Raw genomic sequence first — 20,132 nt, forward strand, 5'->3', positions numbered from 1 at the left:
TCTTGGTTATAGATGGAAAGTAGGGCTGAGCTTGCTGATAAACACCAGCAGTAAGGCGCCTGGAGCGATCAACCTGGATGTCCAGAGCCATAAACGAAACCACAGACTGTGCTGGGTAAAGCCAAGCTCTTCCGCAGTAAAGCGGGATTTCAGCGCCCAGCTGACAAACAGCACCACAAAAATGCCGCCCAGGGGCATGGCAATATTGGACGTGAAGTAGTCAAACAAGCTGAAGAAGGTTTTATCTGCAAACAGAGGAATAAAGCCCAGCGGATGCACATCGCCCAACAAGTTAAACGAAAGCGCCGACAATACGCCCAGTCCCCAGGCGACACCGCCTGCCACCAGACAGGCTTTGCGTCTGGACCATTTTGTCTTTTGCATCAGCCAGGAGGTCGGCACCTCCAGCATACAGATGGCAGATGTCAGGGCGGCAAAAAACAGCAACACAAAGAACAAACTGCCCAACAACGCGCCAGCAGGCATTTGTGCAAAGGCGACCGGCAAGGAAACAAACACCAGTCCCGGTCCTTCACTGGGATTTAAACCAAAGGCGAAAATAATCGGGAAGATCGCCAGACCGGCCAGTAACGCCACCAGTGTGTCTGCGCCCACTATCACCACAGAAGAGCGAGGAATGGATGTTTGACGCTGCATATAGGCACCGTACACCATCAGGTTGGTCAGGCCGACACTGATGGAGAAAAACGCCTGCCCGACAGCCTCCAGCACCATATTAGTAGTGACCTTGGAGAAATCCGGGGTAAATAAGAAGCGCACAGCCTGAGCAAAGTCACCAATCCAGGCGGCGTAGCCCACCAGTAGCAGCAGCATAATAAACAGCAAGGGCATTACCAGCTTAACCACCCGCTCCACGCCACCTGCCAGGCCCAACGAAGAAATGCCGATCACCACCAGCAAAAACAACAGGTGCCAGAACAACATTAGGCCGGGCGCGGACTGCAGTTGGTCAAACACCATAGATATGGCACCCGGATCCATGCCCTGCATACTGCCACTGGCCAGCTTCAGTACATAAGCCAGGGTCCAGCCACCAACTATGGCATAGAAGGACAACACCAGAATGGCCCCCAGGACCCCCAGATTTCCCATATGTCGCCACCAGAGGCTGGCACCGGACTCTTTGGCCACTGTGGCAATGGCTTCGGGTGGGCTGTTTCTCCCCCGACGCCCCACCATCAGTTCAGCCATTAACACCGGCATGGCAATCACCAGGGCCGCCAGAATATAAATCAAAACGAAGGCGCCACCGCCGTTAGTGCCTGTGGTATAGGGAAAGCGCCAGATATTGGCCAGACCCACCGCCGTACCGATAGAGGCCATCAAAAAAGCAAAATGGGAAGACCACATGGGGCCCTGGCGCTGACTCATAGCAACTCCTGAAACTAACGATGAGGTGGATTGGCCCGCGGTCGGCGAGCCCGGCTAATGCCGATCAGGTTACGGCATGGCGCTGATTAAACTGTGCATCGCGCCAGCGTTCTTCATCCATAATGACTTTAAATCGTTGTACTGCCTGCCAGATATCCACATAGCTGTTGTACAACGGGGCAAAACCGAAGCGCAGAATATCCGGCGCACGGAAGTCGCCAATCACACCGGCATCGATCAGCGCCTGCATTATGGGGTAACCCTGCGCATGGCTCAGTGCCACCTGGCTGCCGCGCTTTTCATCTTCCCGAGGGCTGACGAGTTCAAAACCATGCTCACCACATTCCTGATCCAGCAGCTCAATAAAATAACGGGTCAGGGCCTGGGATTTTTTACGTAGCTGCTGCATATCCGCAGCGCACATCAGATCGATTCCTACTTCCGCCACCGCCAGGCTCAGAATCGCCTGAGTGCCGGATAGCATCTGACTAATGCCCTGACCGGGTTGGTAATCCCGTTTGAAATCAAAAGGGGCACTGTGTCCCCACCAACCACTTAACGGCTGCTGTGCCAGGTTGTGATGGCGTTTGGCGACAAAGATAAAGGCCGGACTGCCTGGGCCACCATTCAGATACTTATAGGTGCAACCTACCGCCAGATCGGCATTGGCCCCGTTCAGATCTACCGGTAACGCGCCGGCGCTGTGACACAGATCCCAGACCACCAAACAGCCCTTTTGCTGGGCATAGGCAGTGATTGCCTGCATATCCAGCACCCGACCGGTTTTGTAATGCACCTGAGTCAGACACACCACCGCCACTTGCTCGTCGATTTGCTCGAGCAGTTGCGCCTCTTCCACAAAGCGGACCTGGTAGTCGTCGCCCAACTGACTGAGCAGCCCTTGCACCATATAGTTGTTGGTGGGGAAATTGCTGCCTTCCATCAATACCACTTTGCGAGACGGGTTTAACTGCAGGGCAGTGGATACAGCCTTATATAGGTTAAGTCCGGTAGCGTCTGTGCAGACCACTTCGCCGTCCTCGGCACCGATCAAACTGGCGATTTTATTACCGATACGATAGGGTAATTCAAACCATTGATGTTTGTTCCAACTGCGGATTAAATCCTGTCCCCACTCCTGTTCCACCACCTGCTGAGCACGGGCTAATGCGGCCTTAGGACGAGCGCCAAGGGAGTTTCCATCCAGGTAAATCTCTCCTTCGTTCAAGGCAAACTGCGCTCTAAACGATGCCAGTGGATCCTGGTTATCTAACTGTTCAAAAAATGCTTTTGTATAGGTCATTGAATTACCTGCTTGTTCTGCGAGACAGCCAGCAGTGCTGCCTTCAATGTATAGGGCCATGTTAGGCAGATGTATGTTTTGTTAAAAATAATAATAATTTGATTGGGTATAATGTAATTGTTATACCTAATCAGGCTTTGACTGGGAAGATCGGTATATCAATGTTGACTTGGGAGTCGCGCCGCAGCCGATACCAAAGTGGATCTTGCCATTTTCTTTGATTACCCGGTATTTTTGCCAGGGGCAGCAAACATAGAGGGCAGGAAAAGTAACAGGTGTAGTCAGGTAAAAGCACATGAGGTTGTTGCGGATATGTTAAATATGTTATAGCGGCGTCAAAACAAACTATTTCTATTATAGCTGGCCCTCACTTAGGGTGAATTCAAGTGCTCAGGGGAATTGTCCCCGAAGAATAATCACATCCTTGATTGGGAAGGAGCTAGCAACGATGAAGTCAACCTTAGTACCCCAAACCCGCCGTCGTGCTCTGGCCGTCGGAGTCGCATTGGCCATGTCCGGATCGGCACTGGCTCAGGAACAAAATCAGGACGCACTTCCCCAAGGACAGAGCAGCAAAAGTGTTGAAGTGATCCAGGTAACCGCCCGGCATAAGGTGGAGAGCCTGCAGGAAACCCCTATTGCCATTTCCGCCTTTAGTGGCGATCAACTGGCCAATTCCCGCATCGAAGCCCTAAACGGTATCGCCGAGCGGGTGCCGGGCTTTCAGATGAATGTGTATAACGCCGCTGAACCCGAGTTGTTTATGCGTGGTATCGGCAGTGATATTGAAAGTGCCGGGGCTGGCGCTGCCATTGGTATCTACGTGGATGGTGTCTATATTTCCCGCGGTGTGGCTGCTGCCATGGATCTGTATGATCTGGCCAGTGTTGAGGTGCTGCGCGGCCCGCAGGGCACCTTATACGGTAAAAATGTGGTGGGTGGCGCAATTAACTTTATCACCAAGAAGCCGTCTATGGCCTATCCCGAAGGCAAGGTAGAGCTGACCGCCGGTAACTATGGTCTTTTCCAGGCCCGCGGTTATGTCACCGGTGGGCTGTCGGACAATGTCGGTGCCAAGCTGGCCTTTAGTGCGGTCAACCGTGACGGCTTTGGCAAGAATACTCACACCGGGAATGATGCTGATACCTTGGAGCGCTACAGCATGCGCGGCCAGTTGCTGATTAATCCCAGCGATGACCTGGAAATCCTGCTAAGTGCCGATTATTCCAAGTCCGATTCGGTGCCGACCGTGCGGCATATCAGCTACAGCGAAGGACGCAATGCCGCCTTTATCAGTGCTGATCCCCGGGAAGCGGACAACGAGTTTGACGGCTTCGAAGATACCGAAGTCAAAGGGCTGAGTGCCAATATCCGTTACGACCTGGAAGGCATGACGTTCACGTCCATCACTGCTTATCGGGACAACGATTTCAGCTTCTATGAAAATGCCGCAGCCGGCATGGTGGATGACGGTCTGTTCTTTGACCCCTGGGGTGACCCTGCCAATAATAACGTCGCCGACGATGACGCACTGGCTGCCATGCAAGTAGACGACATGTGGTATCAGCAGAAAGACGAGCAATCTTCGCAGTTTTCGCAAGAGTTCCGTCTGGCCGGTGTGCACGGCAAGCTGGATTGGCAAATGGGCGCGTATTATATGCGTGAGGATATCGACCGCCATGAGATGGTTAATTATTGGTTCCATACGCCCTGGGGAACCACCACTGGCACCTTGTATAACAGCACCTATAACGTTACCGACAGCTATGCGGTATTCGGTCAGGCCAGTTATAACTTCACCGACGCATGGCGAATGACCGCCGGTTTACGCTGGAGTGAAGACGAAAAAGATTTCCGCTCGGTGGCCAGTGGTCGTCGTTTTGACAACTGGGACAATATGCACGGCGATTTAAATGGCAACAGAGTTGCTGGCTACGACGTCAATACCCAGGGCTCCTGGGATGCCTGGACCCCCAGCCTGGTGGTGGACTATAAAGCCAGTCAGGACCTGTTCTTCTATTATTCACTGGCACGTGGTTATAAGGCCGGTGGTTTTAATGGCGAAGGCCCCGAAAGTGCTGAGGAGGCTCTGGCTTCCTTTGCCCCTGAGTTCGCCTTGAACCATGAACTGGGCTTTAAATCTCAGGCCTTTAATGACCGACTGCGACTCAACGGTGCTTTGTTCTTTACCAAATACACCGACCTGCAGAGCCAGGTATGGGTTGAAACCGGCCCTAACACACCTGCGGATCTGGAAGTACGCAACGGTACTGGCGAAGCACAGGGCTTGGAGCTGGAATTTACCGCGCTGCTGACCGACAACCTAACCCTCACCGGCGCTTATGGCTATATCGACTCTGAGTTTACCGACACCTTTGAAGTAGATGGCAGCGACCTGAACGGCAATCGCATGCGCCGCACCCCGGAACATACCTTGAATCTGGCTGCAGCCTATGAATGGGAAACGGATCTGGGACTTTGGGCTGCGCGTCTGGATTATCAGTATCAGGATGAGTACTTCTTTGATAATTCAAATGATCCGTTAACCCAAGTGGATTCAGAATATACCGTCAATGCCAGCCTGCAACTGGCCTCTCTGGACGACAGTTGGCGGGTACAGTTGTGGGCCAAAAACCTCACTGATGAACAAAACATTGCATCCACCACAGTGTATGCCGCCTGGGATAATACCGTGTTCAGTTCTTATAAAGCACCGCGAACCTTTGGTATTTCTGCCACCTATCAATTCTAAGCATTGTGCATCCTTGTGATTAACGCCGGGCCTGGCCCGGCTTTTTTGTATAAAGGATCACCCACCCCACAAAAAGTATTCTTGACATAATTACATGTATACAATTATTTTGAATTGCATTCACAATTTGTTTACCTGGAGGCAACAAGATGAATGAAAAAACCATTCGCGCCGAAACTGGCGTGGAGATTAAGCAAAAGCTGTTTTATGGCTGGTGGATTGTGCTCGCCGCCATTATCGGTCTGGCGTTTGGCTACAGTGTCATCGCCATGTCCTTTGGCACCTTTATTAAGGCCTTCGAGGTCGATTTTGGCTGGAGTCGCGGCCAGATTTCCTTTGGGTCCACCGTGATTGGCATTACTGCCATCTTGTTTTTTCCTTATGTCGGCACTCTGGTAGACAAATATGGGGTGAAGCGCATTTTGGTGCCTTCGACCCTGCTGTTTGGCTTTACCATCGCTGCCATGTCCTTGCTGACGCCATCCATCTGGCATTTGTATGCTATGTGCATACTGATTCCTATCCTTGGTGCCGGCACCGCGCCTTTAACATATTCCCGCCTGTTGGTGAGCTGGTTCAATAAAAAACGCGGCCTGGCATTAGGGATTGGCTTGTCCGGTGTAGGGCTGGGGACGACATTGGTGCCCTTGATCGCATCTTACTTTATGAGCCATTACAGCTGGCGGGAAGCCTACATCGCCATTGGTGTGGTTGTGGTGCTGCTGGTGTTGCCAATCGCCAAATTCCTGGTGCGTGAAACACCAGCAGAAATGGGCCTTAGCACGGACGGACTGGCCGAGCAGCAAAGCCAGGCCCCAGCTACGGCCACCAATAAACCCCTAATCGGCTTTACTGCCAAAGAAGCACTGCGGCAGCGTACCTTCTGGCTGATGGTTGCGTCCTTTGTGATAACCGGTCTGACGACCTCCACAGTTTTAGTGCATCTGGTGCCAATGATGATGGACCGCGGTATGAACTTACAGGAAGCCGTGGGTACCTTTGCCTATCTGGGCATTTCCATTGTAGGTGGTCGTTTGCTGGCCGGATATCTGATGGACAAGTTCTTTGCACCCTATGTAGTGGTGTTTTTTATGCTCGGCCCGGTTATCGGCCTGGCCGCCTTTGCCATGGGTGCCAGCGGTCAGTCAGCAGCGCTATGTACGGCACTGATCGGTATCGCCATCGGTGCGGAGTTTGATGTGATGGCCTATTTTACCAGCCGCTACTTCGGTCATCGCTCGTTCGGGGCCATTTATGGCTATGGCTACTCAGGCTTCAAAATTGGTGCCAGTGTAGGGCCACTGATTATGGGGCTGACCTATGACGCATTGGGACGCTACACCGAAGTACTCTGGGCCATGTCAGTGGTGATGCTACTGAGTTGTGTGCTGATTCTGATGATGGGTCGCTACCCGCAATTACCCTCCCGTCCGGCTGAATAAGTCCGAAAATGGCGGCCTGGCAGCCGCCCATATCATATTAATGATATGATGTATTTCAAAAAATATAATTGTATACATGGATATTAATATGTACTCTTTGTTTGTATTGATTGGGTGGTTGAAACCAGTATGAGAAAAACATTAAAAGTAGGTATTGCCGGCTTTGGCACTATCGGCAAGGTTGTAGGCTTGGCTCTGGATAAAGGCATGCCAGGCCTCGAGCTGGTGGCTGTTGCATCCGGCAACCCGGATAAGGCCAAAGCCGCCATGGCAACGTTGTCACAGCATGTGCCGGTGGTCAGCAGCAAAGAACTGGCCGATCTGGCAGATGTCATTGTGGAATGCGCCCCTACCACCGCCTTTATGGATATTGCCGAACCCGCCTTGTGCCAGGGCCGTACCCTGGTCACTGTCAGCGGCGCGGCCATCTTACAGCATCCTGAAGTGGTGAAGCTGGCCGATCGTCATGGCGGTCAGATCCTGCTGGCTACCGGAGCGTTGCTTGGTCTTGATGCCGTGCGTGCGGCGGCCAAAGGCAAGATTAATTCTGTGACTATGGTGACCCGTAAGCCCCCCACCTCGCTGACCAAAGCCAAGTTTATTGTGGAGAACAATATCCAGTTGCTGGGGCTGACCGAACCTTTACAGGTGTTTAAGGGTAGTGCCCTGGAAGGCGCACAGAAATTTCCATCCAACGTTAACGTCGCGGCATCTCTTGGGCTGGCCGGTTTGGGAGCAGAACAGACGCAACTGGAGATCTGGGCCGACCCTGGTAAAACCCGTAATACCCATACCATCAAAGTGGATGCTGACAGCGCCAGCTTTGAAATGACCATTGAAAATGTACCCACAGTGGAAAACCCCGGCACCGGTCGCATCACTGCACTTAGCGTGCTGGCGGCACTGGAATCCCTGACCGCGGCGCTGCGGGTTGGCAGTTAATCTGAGAGGAAGTCTGTATGTCTAAACCTGAAAAGCCTATTCAACTTAAGCACCTGGCCATGGCGTCTAATGATCCGGATAAAAGCCGCGAATTTTTTGAAAACGTTTTAGGCTGGAGCGTGGCAGGCGTGGTCGCCAGTCGCAATGCCAACGGTTTCTATATGACCGACGGCAATATCAATCTGGCTATTTTGAAGTTTCGCAACGGTCCGGCTGCTGGTAAAGAGTTCCCGCAGGGCTACGTGGGTCTGCACCATGTGGGCTTTCAGTGTGAAGATATTCAGGGCATGGTCAACAGTTTCAAGGCCAATGGCTACGAGCCACGTCATGATGTGAATCTGGCCCAGGGGCTGGGTATGAATCCCGCCAAGGATAACGCTGAATATAAGATGTCTGGCCCGGAGAATATTATGATTGATATCTCTGAGCGTGGCTGGGTGGGCACCAGTACCTACAAAACCCTGGATTAATCGGACCGGGCTAATTCATGCTAAATGATATCAGCCTGTTCCTGTTTGCCACTCTGGCTTCCACCCTGGCCGGAGTGTTTGTGATGGGTGGCGGTATGCTGATGGTGCTGGTATTACCTTGGTTTGTACCAGCTATGGCAGTCGTGCCAGTGCATGCCGTTACACAACTGGCCAGCAACAGTTCCAGACTGGTGTTTGCTCTTAACCATATATACTGGCCAGCCACTGGCCCTTATCTGTTTGGTTCGCTGGTCGGCACCGCATTATTTGCGCTGTTTTTGTTTAACCTGCCCCTGGAATACATTCCCCAGTTAATCGCCGTCTATTTATTGCTAAGCCTTTGGTTCGGACCCTTTGCCCGGGCCATACGTCGTCTGGAGAGCTTCTTTTTAGCCGGTTTTTTGCAAACGGGACTGGGGCTGGTGGTTGGCGCTCCAGGGCCGATTGCACTGACCATGCTAAGCCGTCGTCTGGAAAACAAAGAAAACATCGTTGCCACAGCCTCTCTACTAATGCTATGCGGCAACCTGTTTAAAATCAGCACCTTCCTTTGGTTGGGATTTCACTTTAGTGATTATTGGTGGCCTCTGCTTCTGGCCGTGACAGGGGCATGCCTGGGTTCGGTATTAGGTAGCTTGCTGCGCCGACGGATTGCGCCACAGGCTTTTATGTTGCAACTGAAATGGCTGCTAACCCTGATGGCCCTGTTTACCTTGTTTAACAGCCTGTTATGGGAGTAATGCAGTGATGCTGAAGTTGATCCTGCCAGAAGATAAGCTGGTTAAGGTACAGGCCGAGCCCGGTTATAGTTTACTGGTGGCAGTGCAGGATGCCGGGATTGATGTCCTGCCGGGCATTTGCAATGGCTGCTGTAGCTGCGGCACCTGCCTGGTTCGTATTGACAATGTGAGCGAGCAGAATTTGTCACCCTGTTATCCGGGTGAGCAGCAAATCCTGCAAAAGTTAGGGGCCGGTCAGAAAACAAGACTGGCCTGCCAGGTGATGGTCACCCCAGAACTTGAAGATGCGCAGATCACTTTACTCGGTAAAATCAGGCCTGGTGACCATGCTGGCAACTAAATTCAGGCCCTATTTGTATTGCTTTTTTATGTCCTTGAGTATGTCAGGAATTATGTCACTGGTGGTCAGCCTGCATAATCTGGGATGGAGCGAACATATCATATCCATCTGGCTTAGTGCCTGGCGTTTCAGCTTTATGGTGGCCTTACCGACGGTGTTAATTTTAACGCCCTTAATGCGGCGTCTGGTTGATAGCCTAACGGCGCAAAACTCTTGACTTGATCTTTGCCTGACGCAATATGTTAATTCAATGTATTAAATGGAATTTACTCATGCTGCGCAATGTTGCCTTGGCGCTATTTCTGACGCTTCCCTCAGGCTTTGTCCTGGCAGAACAAGCCATTCAATCTCAACGTTCCTGCTTTTACGGACCTTTTGAAACCTATCAAGGATGGGTGACGAAAATGTCATCCAAGCTAAAGGAGTTTGATCAGGTAGCTTTTACATCCTACTTTCCCGAAAGTAAATTCGAGCAGATTAAGCGAGAAATGGACTGCGTCGATTTCGTCTATCAGGTGGATGGTTTCAATGTGGAAGGCTACTACCTGAAGCCAAAACTGCAATCGGGCAAGAAGCTGCCGGTAGTTATTTATAATCGCGGTGGCAACGGTCACTTCGGATATGTAACTTTTACCAACAAGTTAACTTTTAAGGCAGATCTGGCTTTACATGGGTTTATTGTGATAGGCAGTCAATACCGGGGGTTCCAGTGAAAAATTTATTGAAAACAACGGCTCTGATGAATTTGGCGGCGCCGATGTAAACGATGTTGTAGCCCTCATGGATATTATCAAGCAAATACCCGACGCAGATAGCGATAATATTGCCATGATGGGCAGGAGCCGCGGCAGCATGCAGTCTTATCTGGCGGTAAAACGGTTACCAAACATCAAAACCTTGATTGCAGTGGCTGGGGTTTCTGATGCTCACCAGGCTTTGATAGAGCGGCCAAATATGGAAAAGGTATACAAAAAACGCATTCCTGATTATGAAGTCAATATACAACAGGAACTGGACAAGCGCTCGGTAACTAAGTGGGCCCATGAACTACCCAGCAATATGCCAATTTTTCTTATACATGGTGAGAAAGACAGGCGAGTTAACGTCGGGCACTCCATTCGGCTTGCCACTGTTCTGAAAATACTTGAGCATCCTCATAAACTACTGGTGTACCCAGACGATAATCACAGCCTCACCCAGCATAGGCGCAGAATGATGAGCGAAGTGGTTAGTTGGCTGGACAGCTATTTGCGCAATCCGTAAGTTGCAGCCAATGTAATTGAAGTCGCATCTATTACCCCCTTTGACTGGGCCATTATCTATAGGCCAACATTCATTGGTTTTGTGCATACACCTCAGCCTCACGCCCAGCCAGAATTTCCAGCGGCATACCCACTTCTAGTCTGCCTTCATTCAGGGGGATCAGATTCATGCCAAAATTGATTTTGCCTGAAGGGTCTTTGCGAAATTGCCCCAGGGTCTTCAGTGGTTCCTGATCGCCAAGAAACTCGCCGGTTTTGGCGTCGCGGGTGGTGAAGATGCAGCGGCTACAAGGGCAATCCAGTTTAAATTCCACCTCGCCAATACGGATCCTGTCCCAACCGTCTTCAGCGAAGGGCAGGGTATCTTCCACCACCAAGTTGGGACGAAATTGGGCCATCTTGTGAGCAATAGGTGAACGGCGGTTGAGCTCTTCCAGTGAGGCGCGGGATATCAGCAGTAATGGAAAGCCGTCGGCAAAGCTTACATCGACACCGGCTTTTTCACTAAATCTGGGGGTATGATTGCCACAGTAGAGCAATTGGCATTCCCGCTCCAATAACTGGCTGAACCATTGATTGGCAGAAGCCGTGGTAGCAAAACCTTCAAACTGGTCTTTCCATACTTGTGTTGCCACCGGCACCATAGTGCAATCCGCATATCTCACCAGCAAAGATGGCATTTCGGGGTGACAAAGCATCAAGCCTTCGCCATGCAATAGCGCCGAAACCTGTATTAGCTTTGGCATGGCCCGCCCGGTTAGCATCCGTCCTTTGCTGTCCGCCAACATAAAGCGCCTGTCGAAGCTCAAGCCATGCAATTCAACCCAGGCCTGATTCACCTCCAGTCCCTGCGTGGATTTAATCGGGAAAAGGTGAATGTGGCTTAACATTGCCATTTGGCGCTCCTTGAATAAGATTAAAATTGCCCACGCTGGATATTGTCCAGCCAATCCAATTGCTTGCTAGCTTTACGTAACAGGCGACTTGCCCACCACCAAGCCAGTAAACTCATCAAACTGATAAACAAAATGCTGCGTAACAGTTTTATTCTGAAGCTTTCCCAGGGTGGCGCATCCACCAGCCAGACACCTACCAGGTACAGGGCGAAACAGACCAACAGGAACACCAGCGCCCCCTGAGTTATCCTGGCCAGACGGATGTTGTTTATGCTCTGGGCCCGCAGCCTGTGAAGATGATCGGTTAAGTTGCCGCGGCTACTGAACAGTGACAATCGCCTTAGCCAGGTATTCCAGGTGGCAGCGCCCAGGGTAAAAACAAACATGGCAATAAACCACGCCTGTTTGAACCAGTGATCCAGGTCCATATAAAAATAGATGACGCCCATAAAGACAACGGACAGCCAGTCGAGCACAACCCAGGCCCATTGCCTGATACGGTTCTTGCGCCATTTGGCTTTCAGATCGGCAAGATCCGGCAATTCAACCTGCTGGCTTTGCCAGTCTTGCAGCAAGGGATCTGGCTTTTCATTCATGCGATAACTCCTTGCACAAGGTCTGACGGGCCCGGTTTAGTATCATGCCGGCGTTAGCAGAGCTGATACCGCAGACCTCGGCAATATCCTGGTAACTTAACCCTTCCATAAACAAAGTGACCACTTGCCGGCTTTGCAGCGGCAACTTTTGTACGGCCGCCAGTAATGCCTGTTGTTGAGTCAATTGCAATAACCCCGTCTCTGGTCCGGGGCCATCGTCAGCAATGCTCTGCACACACAGGTCATCCCGGCCCTTATGGCGCATTTGACTGGCCACATGACTGACACTGCGGTTATGAGCAATTCTCAGTATGTAGGTTTTTTCACTGCTTTGCCCCTTGAAGCTGGCCATAGCCTGCCATACCGCAAGAAAGATCTCCTGCAGCAATTCCTTGCGCAATTCGCGATTGACCTCATAACTGGCGGCCACCCTGCTTAGCATAGGGCCGTGGTCCTTTATCAAGCTGTCAAAGTCCAGAGTCATTCCTGAAGATGAACATTTATAAGGGCGCAAGTATCCCGCAGTGAAGGAATTTTTCAATGCGTAAAAATTTTTTGTTATAAAAATCTGTTCCGCTTGACTGCTAGCTTAAAGCAACCACAGAGACAATCACGATGACCTCAAGCTTACTTATCCTGCTGTTTATCGGACTCATGTTACTTTCACTGGGCTTATGTTGGCTGGACCATCGCCAGGGTTGGCAACTGGTAAAGTGGCTCAATGGCGGGGTGGCTTCACCTTTCCCAGAGCAAAATTCTGCCGTCAAAGAAAAGGACCAACGCATCAAGCAATTGGAACAGCGCATACAAGTGCTGGAATCCATAGTGACGGAACCGGCTTATGAGCTCAGCAGGGAAATAGACAAACTCAGAACAGAGTAGGTCAGTTAAACAAAAGGGGCACCATGCCCCTTTGTTAAATATTTACTGGCGAATATGGCCATCGCCCAATACCACAAACTTCTCTGTGGTCAGGGACTCTACCCCCATGGGGCCGTAGGCATGCAGTTTACTGGTAGAGATACCAATCTCGGCGCCCAGTCCCAGTTCGCCGCCATCGGAAAAGCGGGATGACGCATTGGCCATTACCACCGCAGAGTTAATATCGCGGATAAACTGCTGCGCGGTAGAATAGTCCTGTGTGGCAATCACCTCAGTGTGGCCGGAACTGTATTGCTCCAAATGCTCAACGGCTTGCTGGTAATCATCAACAATACGTACGGCAATTTCCAGCGCCAGGTATTCGGCATCCCAGTCCGCCTCGCTAGCGGGCTCGGCATTGTGGAAATACCCCAGACTTTGTGCACAGGCATGTACCCGAACCTTGCGCTCATCAAACATCGCCGCCGCCATGGGCAAGAACGTAGGGGCAATTTCTTTATGAACCAGCAAGGTCTCCAAAGCGTTACATACGCCAGTGCGCTGGGTTTTGCCATTGGTCAGCAGCCCCAATGCCTTAACCTCATCGGCCGCTTTGTCCACATATAGGTGGCACACCCCTTTGAAATGCTGGATCACTGGGATTCGGCTATTTTCTGACACAAACCGGATTAAGCCTTCACCGCCACGGGGAATAATCAGGTCGATATACTGATTGAGGGTCATCAGCTCATTCATAATCGCCCGGTCAGGATCCGGAATAACCACCACGGCATGAGGATCCAGACCATGCGCCTGCAACGCCAGATGAATACATTCCGCCAGGGCCAGATTGGAATGTAAGGCTTCCTTACCACCACGCAACACCACCGCATTACCGGCCTTAAAACACAAAGCTGCGGCATCAATAGTGACATTGGGGCGCGATTCATAAATCATGGCAATCACCCCAAGTGGGATGCGCATCTTGCCAACGTCTATGCCACTGGGCTGACGGCGGATGTCGCGAATGCTGCCTACCGGATCATCCTGGGAGGCGATTTGGCGCACGGCACCGGCAATCCCAGCCAGTGATTGTTCAGTTAAGGCCAGCCTGTCCAGCATTGCCTCAGACAAACCGGCTGCGCGGCCATTAGCCAAGTCCTGCTGATTGGCGGCCAGAATTCTGTCTGACATGGACACCAGATTGTCGGCAATACTTGCCAGTACAGCATTTTTCTTCTGTGCCGATAATTTAGCTAACTGGCGGGAAGCCACTCTGGCTTTTTGTGCCATCTCTTTAATAGAAAAACTCATATGATCTCCTGTTACCCCTGCGGTTATCCCCCAGGGGAGTAAACTCTATGGCTGACTTAGGCTTAAAGCAGTGCCAAATCGTCGCGGTGCACAGCGGCCTCGCCGGACGAATAGCCAATGATGCTTTCAAAGTCATCGCTACGCATACCCTTAATGGCATTAAGATCAGCGGCACTGTATAGCGTCACACCTTTGGCAAAAGGGAAGCCCTGATGGCAGATTTCTACCGCATCACCAGACATAAAGTCGCCCTGAACTTTGGTGATACCAATTGGCAGCAACGAAGCGCCGGTCTCGATCAGGGCCTGTTTAGCGCCGGCATCCACATCTATTCTGCCGGTGGCAATCAAGGTGTGTTTAAGCCATTGTTCTTTAGCTGAGTCAGGGGTTTTGGTTGGCACAAAGCGGGTGCCGGGGATTCGGCCATCCAATAAAGCATCAAAGACTTCACCTTTACCACCGTTGACGATCAGGGTCTGAATACCGCTCTCGGCACATTTATCGGCGGCCTCAATTTTGGTCCGCATACCACCGGTACCCACTTTAGTACCCGGGCCACCAGCCAGACCATAAATGCCACCATCGATACTTTCCACCAGCGGAATCAGCTTGGCGTCGGGATTTAACCTGGGATCGGCGTCATATAATCCGTCAATATCGGAACAAATTATCAGGGTATCGGCTTCCGCTACCATAGCCGCGTAGGCGGCCAGGTTGTCGTTATCTCCCACCTTGAGCACATCTACGGCAACGGTATCGTTTTCATTCACAATGGGTAGTACATTGTTGTTTAACAGCTCGCGCAGGGTATTTTTGATATTCACATAACGGGATCTGTCGTGAAAATCATCGTAGGTCAGCAATACCTGGGCACAAGGGAAGTCGAAGAAACGCGACCAGTTGGCCATCATCTGGGTTTGCCCTACGGCAGCCATGGCCTGCTTCTCAGCAATTGAAGGGTGGGCATTGTGGGCAATAGTGCTGCGCCCTGCGGCAACGCTGCCAGAGGACACTATGACCACCTGTTTACCCTGTTCACGACTCTCTGTAATAAATCTGGCGATGGCCAACAAGTATTTGGCACTGCACTGATGACCGTCAGGCGATATCAGTGCGCTGCCAACTTTAATTACGGCTCTTTGCCAGTGAAATTCAGACATTTATCCTCCACTAGTGAAATCCTTATATTAGGATACCGATACAAAAAGGATAAACAAGTCCGTCTGGTTATAAGCTAATAGAGCGGCGTAAAGCCGCTCCTTTACACAAGCCCTTTACTAATGTTGATGTGGCGTTACTCCACAGCCGGCAGGGGATTTACCATGCGTACAAACCACAACATCACCATACTGATCAGCGTTCCGCTAATCAGCAGAGCCGCCAGCCAGGCGGGTAAGGCAGATAAAATAGCCCCCATCAACACCAACAGGTTTTTGCCCAATTCCAGCCAAAACGCCGACTCACGATTGTCCATCAGCGCGCCCAGGCTGACTGAGGAAAACATCACAAACAGCATAATTGCCCAGGGTTGCCAGCCAGACAGTTGACTGAGAGACAACAGCAGCATCAGCGCAATCACTATGGTCAGACCATGTTGTATCAGGCAATACCACTTTGCAGATGTGCTAAGTGGTGGATCGTACTTTTTGAATCGGCTTAAGTCTGCTTTGGGTAAGGGGAAACGAGCTTCCACATCGGCTGGACGCCAACCAGTGCGTTTAAACCAGACAAGTAACTTGTCCTGCCAACGCCGGGCATGCCAGCAATCCCGGGCCAATTGATGGTATACATGCACGTTCGCCCAAAGCGGATTCCAGCTGTGCAGTGCCTTACGAATACCAAACAATGGTGGCTCTTCGTCCAACTCTTCCTGAAACGATCCAAACAGCCTGTCCCAAACAATAAACACGCCACCATAGTTGCGATCAATATAGATTTGATTCTGGGCATGATGCACCCGGTGATTAGAAGGCGTAACCAATATCCATTCCAACCAGCCTAACTTGGGTATATGTCGGGTATGCACCCAAAACTGATAGATAAGATTGAGTGAGCCAACACTAATCATCACTACAGGGTCGATTCCCAGTACCGCCATCGGCAGATAAAACACCCAACTGAACAAACTGCTGCTGCTCTGCCTCAGCGCCGTAGTCAGGTTGTATTCCTCACTGGAGTGATGAACCACATGGGCTGCCCACAGAATATTCATTTCATGGCCCAGCCGATGATTCCAGTAGTAGCAGAAATCATAAAAAACAAAGGCAAATACCCAAACCCAAGTGGCCTCCGGCAGGGAAAACAAGGCGATATGTTTGTACACAAGGGCATAAATGGTAAAAGGTATCAGCTTATGAACCAGGCCGGTTACCCGGCTCAACACCCCGGCACTCAGGCTGTTAATGGCGTCATTAACACGGTAATACTGAGTGCCGCGCACTTTTTCAGCGATAAGCTCAAGGCCGATTAACAAAAAAAAGAAAGGTATCGCCAGCAGCACATAACTCATTGGGCACCCCGGTCAGCGGCCAGAAATGTAAAAATAAGGTTAACAGAATCTTGTCCGACCAGTTTATCCAAGCTTATTTATACTGTCCAGCGTGTCAGAATGAAACCAATTGCCAGATTGGCCTGTCGATATAAATGCGGGATGATTTAGCTATAAGGATGAAATCCTGCAATCAATTGAGTACCTTATACAGACTTAGCAGCAAAGAAGGTGGACCCTGTATGGCTGATTCAGAATCAACGAAGAAGAATTCCCTGCTTCCCTATGCCCTTATTGGCGGCGTCTTGTTGATCGCCCTGGCCGCACTGTTTTTCTGGCAATCCGGCGCGAAAGCCCCGGTAGAACAACCTAAGCCGCTGCCCAAACCGGAGGTTCAACAACCCCAACCGCAACCCGAGCCAGACATAGTTCCAGAGCCTGAGATGCCAGCGGAGCCGGTGGAAAGGCCGGAGCCCACACCAGCACCAGAACCCGAACCGGCAGAGCCATTAGATGTCAGTGATGGTGCGGTCAAAACCGCCGTGCTTGAAACCGGCAGTTATGAAGCACTGGCGCGTCTGATTGTGGATGACGACCTGCTAAGGCGCTTTGTGGTGTTCAGTAACAATCTGGCCAACAAAGAAGTTGCCCCCAGTCACAGAGTGTTGCAGCCGCCACAACAAGAATTCCGTGTTTACCGCCAGGCCGGTAAAGAGTGGATCGACACCGCCAGTTACAAACGCTATACCCCTTATGTGGAAGCGCTGGAAAGTATGGAAACCGAGCAATTACTGGCGTTGTATGAAGTCTATAAGCCCGCTATCAACGAAATATTTGCTGAGGTAGGCGATAGCAGCTCAGACTTTGACGGCGTACTGGAGGAAGCCATCAATCACCTTCTGGACACCCCCGAGGTACCTGTTCCAGTAGAAGTAAGTACTGACAGCGTGATGTACAAGTACACAGATGAACGCCTGGAATCGCTGTCGGCACCACAAAAACAGTTATTGCGTACCGGTCCGGAAAATATGCGGTTGATTAAAGCCAAATTACGGGAAATCCGAGACGCCCTGGCGCAGCAATAACGTTGGACCTGCAACGGCTTCAATCTCAACTGGCGCAAGACAATGTGGCCTTGCCGCCGGTTGAGGATTGGCACCCGGCTTATTGCGGGGAAATGCCACTGGAAATACGTCACAATGGCAGTTGGCACTACCAGGGATCACCCATAGGACGTATTGCTTTGGTAAAGCTGCTCTCAAGGGTTTTAAAACGCGAGCAGGACAATTACTTCCTGGTAACGCCAGTGGAAAAACTGGGCATACAAGTGGCTGACGTGCCTTTTCTGGTCACTGCCTGGCATCAAATCAACAACCAGTTGGTATTTACAACCAACGTGGATGAATCATACCCGGTCGACTTTTCGCACCCGGTTGAACTGATGGTAGATCGTGTCAGTGGGGAGCGATTGCCCTATATGCTGGTGCGCAGAAACCTGTACGCCAGACTACATCAAAATGTGTTTTATCAGTTGGTGGAATTGGGAAAGCCCATCCAACAGGAAGGGCAAAACCATTTAATAGTGCAAAGTGGCGACTACCGATTCAGTCTGGGGACTTTGTAGCCGCCGTTTCGGGCTCAGTGACCGAAGGTTTTTATCATGGCAGCAATACCGTCAATATTGCTACGCAGCGTAGCGGAGCTTTGTTCCATCGACTGAGCGACCTGGGTATTGTCATCCGCCACCTGTGTGATGTTACCTATATTGCGACTGATTTCTTCACACACTTTTTCCTGCTGTTCCGACGCAGTGGCAATTTGTGCTGAGTAATCAGCCACTTCGGCGATCATCTGGTAAATGTCGCTGATAGCTTTGGCTGACTCATTGGCATCTTCAACACAGTCCATGGCATGCTCTCGACTCTTTTCCATACTTGATACCCATTGCTGCAGTGTCTGACGCATGGCTTTCAGACTGTTGTGTATATTGGCAGTCGAAGTCTGAGTACGAGTAGACAAAGCCCTGACTTCATCAGCCACCACAGAAAAGCCACGTCCACTTTCACCGGCCCTGGCAGCTTCAATAGCGGCATTCAAGGCAAGCAAATTGGTTTGCTCAGCAATAGCCTCAATTTCGCCCATCACATTGGCCACTTTGTCGGCCTCGGTTACCAATTGACCAGCAGAGGAAGCCGCTTGTTCAACGACTTTGGCCAGGCTGCCGATTTTGTCCTTACTGTGTTCAACGCTGTCTCTGGCTCGCCCACATTGCTGATTGGCTTGTTTTACCTTGGCAGAGGTATCTACGGTATTACGGGCAATTTCCTGACTGGTGGCAGCCATTTCGGTAATAGCGGTAGCAATCTGCTGCACTTCAAATTTCTGCTGCTCAAGGCCTGATGCCGTTGTATGCGCGGCACTGGCTGTTTCATTGGCGACACCGGATAACCCTCTGGATGCATCCTGCATACGCCCTAATACTGTACGCAACCTGGCTTTCATCAAGCCAAGATGGAACTCAAGATGGCTTTGTGTACCCTTACCACTGTATATATAGCGACTCACACTGTCGTACTCGGCACGTAATTGCTGAGCGGCTTGTGGCAGGCTAATAAGCTCGGCCTTAAATAACCAGGCCAGCAGCGCCAATAATGCCGGAATGGTTAGTCCTGCGATCCAGCCACCGGACCAAAAGCCCACAGCCATTGCAACGATGCTCAACAAGGCTGCCAGACTGTATTTCTGTACCCCGGCTAATTCTCTGCTGTTGAACTTACCCGCTTGTATTTGTGCGTAGGCCTGGCTTGCTCTTGCCACCAGGCTTCTATCTGGTTTAACCCGGACAGACTGATAGCCCACGACCTGATTGCCTTCGTAGATTGGGGTGACATAAGCATCCACCCAATAATAACGCCCATCTTTGCACAGGTTTTTGACCATACCGCGCCAGGCTTGCCCCTTCTTCAAACTATTCCAGAGATCGGCAAAGGCTTGTTTGGGCATATCAGGGTGGCGCACCAGATTATGATTTTTGCCCAGCAATTCATCCAGCTCATACCCCGCAACCCGACAGAAGGCACTATTGGCATAGGTGATCACACCGCGTAAATCTGTGGTCGACACCAGCTCTTCGTTAGCCTGGTATTGAATTTCTTCGTTTATGACGGTTTGGTTGCGGCGCATGATAAATTCCTATTGGTCACTGGGTGAACGGCCATCTTCAACCCCTGATAATAGCAAAAATATGATTGAAATTAGCCATTTAGTATCACCTCATGAAAATCATATAACTTTCCGGCAACTGGCCGTTTGGTTTAGCCATTTTGTCGCATTT

General features: G+C 51.0%; 21 protein-coding genes. 12 read left to right on the top strand and 9 right to left on the bottom strand.

Going from position 1 to position 20,132, the window contains the following annotated elements:
• Positions 1-6: 6 nt before the first annotated feature.
• Both CSR04_RS02870 and kynU read right to left on the bottom strand, forming a co-directional pair.
• Positions 7-1,392, bottom strand: a complete 1,386-nt coding sequence (locus tag CSR04_RS02870) for a sodium-dependent transporter (RefSeq protein WP_102794704.1) — start codon at positions 1,390-1,392, stop codon at positions 7-9.
• Positions 1,393-1,456: 64 nt separating this feature from the next.
• Positions 1,457-2,695, bottom strand: coding sequence for a kynureninase (kynU, locus tag CSR04_RS02875; protein WP_102794705.1), 1,239 nt, complete (start codon positions 2,693-2,695; stop codon positions 1,457-1,459).
• A gap of 448 nt (positions 2,696-3,143) precedes the next feature.
• Here kynU and CSR04_RS02880 point away from each other — a divergent pair, with 448 nt between their 5' ends.
• From CSR04_RS02880 to CSR04_RS02920, 9 genes are all read left to right on the top strand, one after another.
• The gene (locus CSR04_RS02880) at positions 3,144-5,447 is read left to right on the top strand and encodes a TonB-dependent receptor (RefSeq protein ID WP_102794706.1); all 2,304 of its coding nucleotides are present in this window, start codon (positions 3,144-3,146) and stop codon (positions 5,445-5,447) included.
• A 149-nt stretch (positions 5,448-5,596) separates the two neighbouring features.
• On the top strand, positions 5,597-6,889 hold the full coding sequence (locus CSR04_RS02885) for an MFS transporter (protein ID WP_102794707.1): 1,293 nt from the start codon (positions 5,597-5,599) through the stop codon (positions 6,887-6,889).
• 129 nt (positions 6,890-7,018) lie between these two features.
• Positions 7,019-7,831, top strand: coding sequence for an aspartate dehydrogenase (locus CSR04_RS02890; RefSeq protein WP_102794874.1), 813 nt, complete (start codon positions 7,019-7,021; stop codon positions 7,829-7,831).
• A gap of 17 nt (positions 7,832-7,848) precedes the next feature.
• Entirely contained in the window at positions 7,849-8,301 is a 453-nt protein-coding gene (locus tag CSR04_RS02895; RefSeq protein WP_102794708.1) for a VOC family protein, read from the top strand.
• Positions 8,302-8,318: 17 nt separating this feature from the next.
• Positions 8,319-9,041, top strand: coding sequence for a sulfite exporter TauE/SafE family protein (locus tag CSR04_RS02900; RefSeq protein WP_102794709.1), 723 nt, complete (start codon positions 8,319-8,321; stop codon positions 9,039-9,041).
• A 7-nt stretch (positions 9,042-9,048) separates the two neighbouring features.
• Complete coding sequence (locus CSR04_RS02905; RefSeq protein WP_102794710.1) at positions 9,049-9,381, top strand: 2Fe-2S iron-sulfur cluster-binding protein; 333 nt, start codon at positions 9,049-9,051, stop codon at positions 9,379-9,381.
• A gap of 40 nt (positions 9,382-9,421) precedes the next feature.
• On the top strand, positions 9,422-9,598 hold the full coding sequence (locus CSR04_RS02910) for a DUF2798 domain-containing protein (RefSeq protein ID WP_245921318.1): 177 nt from the start codon (positions 9,422-9,424) through the stop codon (positions 9,596-9,598).
• Between the two features lie 55 nt (positions 9,599-9,653).
• The gene (locus tag CSR04_RS02915; protein ID WP_102794712.1) at positions 9,654-10,094 is read left to right on the top strand and encodes an alpha/beta hydrolase family protein; all 441 of its coding nucleotides are present in this window, start codon (positions 9,654-9,656) and stop codon (positions 10,092-10,094) included.
• Positions 10,095-10,101: 7 nt separating this feature from the next.
• Complete coding sequence (locus CSR04_RS02920; protein ID WP_102794713.1) at positions 10,102-10,644, top strand: alpha/beta hydrolase family protein; 543 nt, start codon at positions 10,102-10,104, stop codon at positions 10,642-10,644.
• A 70-nt stretch (positions 10,645-10,714) separates the two neighbouring features.
• Here CSR04_RS02920 and CSR04_RS02925 read toward each other — a convergent pair whose 3' ends face one another.
• From CSR04_RS02925 to CSR04_RS02935, 3 genes are read right to left on the bottom strand one after another with little or no spacing between them, the layout of a single operon-like run.
• Positions 10,715-11,539, bottom strand: a complete 825-nt coding sequence (locus tag CSR04_RS02925; RefSeq protein ID WP_102794714.1) for an MOSC domain-containing protein — start codon at positions 11,537-11,539, stop codon at positions 10,715-10,717.
• A gap of 20 nt (positions 11,540-11,559) precedes the next feature.
• Complete coding sequence (locus tag CSR04_RS02930) at positions 11,560-12,135, bottom strand: hypothetical protein (RefSeq protein WP_102794715.1); 576 nt, start codon at positions 12,133-12,135, stop codon at positions 11,560-11,562.
• Positions 12,128-12,577: an RNA polymerase sigma factor gene (locus CSR04_RS02935; RefSeq protein ID WP_245921320.1), complete on the bottom strand. Its 450-nt coding sequence runs from the start codon at positions 12,575-12,577 to the stop codon at positions 12,128-12,130. The genes CSR04_RS02930 and CSR04_RS02935 overlap by 8 nt, the downstream gene beginning before the upstream one ends.
• 173 nt (positions 12,578-12,750) lie before the next feature.
• On the opposite strand from CSR04_RS02935, the gene CSR04_RS02940 reads away from it, so the two are divergent.
• The gene (locus CSR04_RS02940; RefSeq protein ID WP_102794717.1) at positions 12,751-13,017 is read left to right on the top strand and encodes a hypothetical protein; all 267 of its coding nucleotides are present in this window, start codon (positions 12,751-12,753) and stop codon (positions 13,015-13,017) included.
• A gap of 42 nt (positions 13,018-13,059) precedes the next feature.
• Here the strand turns inward: CSR04_RS02940 and CSR04_RS02945 are convergent, their stop codons facing one another.
• The 3 genes from CSR04_RS02945 to CSR04_RS02955 all read right to left on the bottom strand — a co-directional run bounded on the left by CSR04_RS02945 (position 13,060) and on the right by CSR04_RS02955 (position 16,819).
• Complete coding sequence (locus CSR04_RS02945) at positions 13,060-14,310, bottom strand: glutamate-5-semialdehyde dehydrogenase (protein ID WP_102794718.1); 1,251 nt, start codon at positions 14,308-14,310, stop codon at positions 13,060-13,062.
• A 62-nt stretch (positions 14,311-14,372) separates the two neighbouring features.
• Positions 14,373-15,470, bottom strand: coding sequence for a glutamate 5-kinase (proB, locus tag CSR04_RS02950; RefSeq protein ID WP_102794719.1), 1,098 nt, complete (start codon positions 15,468-15,470; stop codon positions 14,373-14,375).
• 134 nt (positions 15,471-15,604) lie between these two features.
• Entirely contained in the window at positions 15,605-16,819 is a 1,215-nt protein-coding gene (locus CSR04_RS02955; RefSeq protein WP_102794720.1) for a sterol desaturase family protein, read from the bottom strand.
• 221 nt (positions 16,820-17,040) lie between these two features.
• On the opposite strand from CSR04_RS02955, the gene CSR04_RS02960 reads away from it, so the two are divergent.
• Positions 17,041-17,883, top strand: coding sequence for a DUF3014 domain-containing protein (locus tag CSR04_RS02960; protein ID WP_102794721.1), 843 nt, complete (start codon positions 17,041-17,043; stop codon positions 17,881-17,883).
• 2 nt (positions 17,884-17,885) lie between these two features.
• Positions 17,886-18,422 carry a DUF1285 domain-containing protein gene (locus CSR04_RS02965; RefSeq protein ID WP_245921322.1) on the top strand — a complete coding sequence of 179 codons (537 nt, stop codon included), beginning with the start codon at positions 17,886-17,888 and terminating at the stop codon, positions 18,420-18,422.
• 14 nt (positions 18,423-18,436) lie between these two features.
• On the opposite strand, the gene CSR04_RS02970 is transcribed toward CSR04_RS02965, so the two are convergent.
• Positions 18,437-19,981 (bottom strand): methyl-accepting chemotaxis protein, encoded by a 1,545-nt coding sequence (locus CSR04_RS02970; protein ID WP_102794722.1) that lies wholly within the window; start codon positions 19,979-19,981, stop codon positions 18,437-18,439.
• Positions 19,982-20,132: the final 151 nt, after the last annotated feature.

Origin of the sequence: Bowmanella denitrificans, assembly GCF_002887595.1 — a bacterium.
GTDB classification, from domain to species: domain Bacteria; phylum Pseudomonadota; class Gammaproteobacteria; order Enterobacterales; family Alteromonadaceae; genus Bowmanella; species Bowmanella denitrificans.

What these genes read in the sequence shown, in the direction of transcription:
- CSR04_RS02870 (WP_102794704.1), bottom strand. Translation starts at nt 1,392, where the DNA reads ATGAGTCAGCGCCAGGGCCCCATGTGGTCTTCCCATTTTGCTTTTTTG.
- kynU (WP_102794705.1), bottom strand. Translation starts at nt 2,695, where the DNA reads ATGACCTATACAAAAGCATTTTTTGAACAGTTAGATAACCAGGATCCA.
- CSR04_RS02880 (WP_102794706.1), top strand. Translation starts at nt 3,144, where the DNA reads ATGAAGTCAACCTTAGTACCCCAAACCCGCCGTCGTGCTCTGGCCGTC.
- CSR04_RS02885 (WP_102794707.1), top strand. Translation starts at nt 5,597, where the DNA reads ATGAATGAAAAAACCATTCGCGCCGAAACTGGCGTGGAGATTAAGCAA.
- CSR04_RS02890 (WP_102794874.1), top strand. Translation starts at nt 7,019, where the DNA reads ATGAGAAAAACATTAAAAGTAGGTATTGCCGGCTTTGGCACTATCGGC.
- CSR04_RS02895 (WP_102794708.1), top strand. Translation starts at nt 7,849, where the DNA reads ATGTCTAAACCTGAAAAGCCTATTCAACTTAAGCACCTGGCCATGGCG.
- CSR04_RS02900 (WP_102794709.1), top strand. Translation starts at nt 8,319, where the DNA reads ATGCTAAATGATATCAGCCTGTTCCTGTTTGCCACTCTGGCTTCCACC.
- CSR04_RS02905 (WP_102794710.1), top strand. Translation starts at nt 9,049, where the DNA reads ATGCTGAAGTTGATCCTGCCAGAAGATAAGCTGGTTAAGGTACAGGCC.
- CSR04_RS02910 (WP_245921318.1), top strand. Translation starts at nt 9,422, where the DNA reads ATGTCAGGAATTATGTCACTGGTGGTCAGCCTGCATAATCTGGGATGG.
- CSR04_RS02915 (WP_102794712.1), top strand. Translation starts at nt 9,654, where the DNA reads ATGCTGCGCAATGTTGCCTTGGCGCTATTTCTGACGCTTCCCTCAGGC.
- CSR04_RS02925 (WP_102794714.1), bottom strand. Translation starts at nt 11,539, where the DNA reads ATGGCAATGTTAAGCCACATTCACCTTTTCCCGATTAAATCCACGCAG.
- CSR04_RS02930 (WP_102794715.1), bottom strand. Translation starts at nt 12,135, where the DNA reads ATGAATGAAAAGCCAGATCCCTTGCTGCAAGACTGGCAAAGCCAGCAG.
- CSR04_RS02935 (WP_245921320.1), bottom strand. Translation starts at nt 12,577, where the DNA reads ATGCTAAGCAGGGTGGCCGCCAGTTATGAGGTCAATCGCGAATTGCGC.
- CSR04_RS02940 (WP_102794717.1), top strand. Translation starts at nt 12,751, where the DNA reads ATGACCTCAAGCTTACTTATCCTGCTGTTTATCGGACTCATGTTACTT.
- CSR04_RS02945 (WP_102794718.1), bottom strand. Translation starts at nt 14,310, where the DNA reads ATGAGTTTTTCTATTAAAGAGATGGCACAAAAAGCCAGAGTGGCTTCC.
- proB (WP_102794719.1), bottom strand. Translation starts at nt 15,470, where the DNA reads ATGTCTGAATTTCACTGGCAAAGAGCCGTAATTAAAGTTGGCAGCGCA.
- CSR04_RS02955 (WP_102794720.1), bottom strand. Translation starts at nt 16,819, where the DNA reads ATGAGTTATGTGCTGCTGGCGATACCTTTCTTTTTTTTGTTAATCGGC.
- CSR04_RS02960 (WP_102794721.1), top strand. Translation starts at nt 17,041, where the DNA reads ATGGCTGATTCAGAATCAACGAAGAAGAATTCCCTGCTTCCCTATGCC.
- CSR04_RS02970 (WP_102794722.1), bottom strand. Translation starts at nt 19,981, where the DNA reads ATGCGCCGCAACCAAACCGTCATAAACGAAGAAATTCAATACCAGGCT.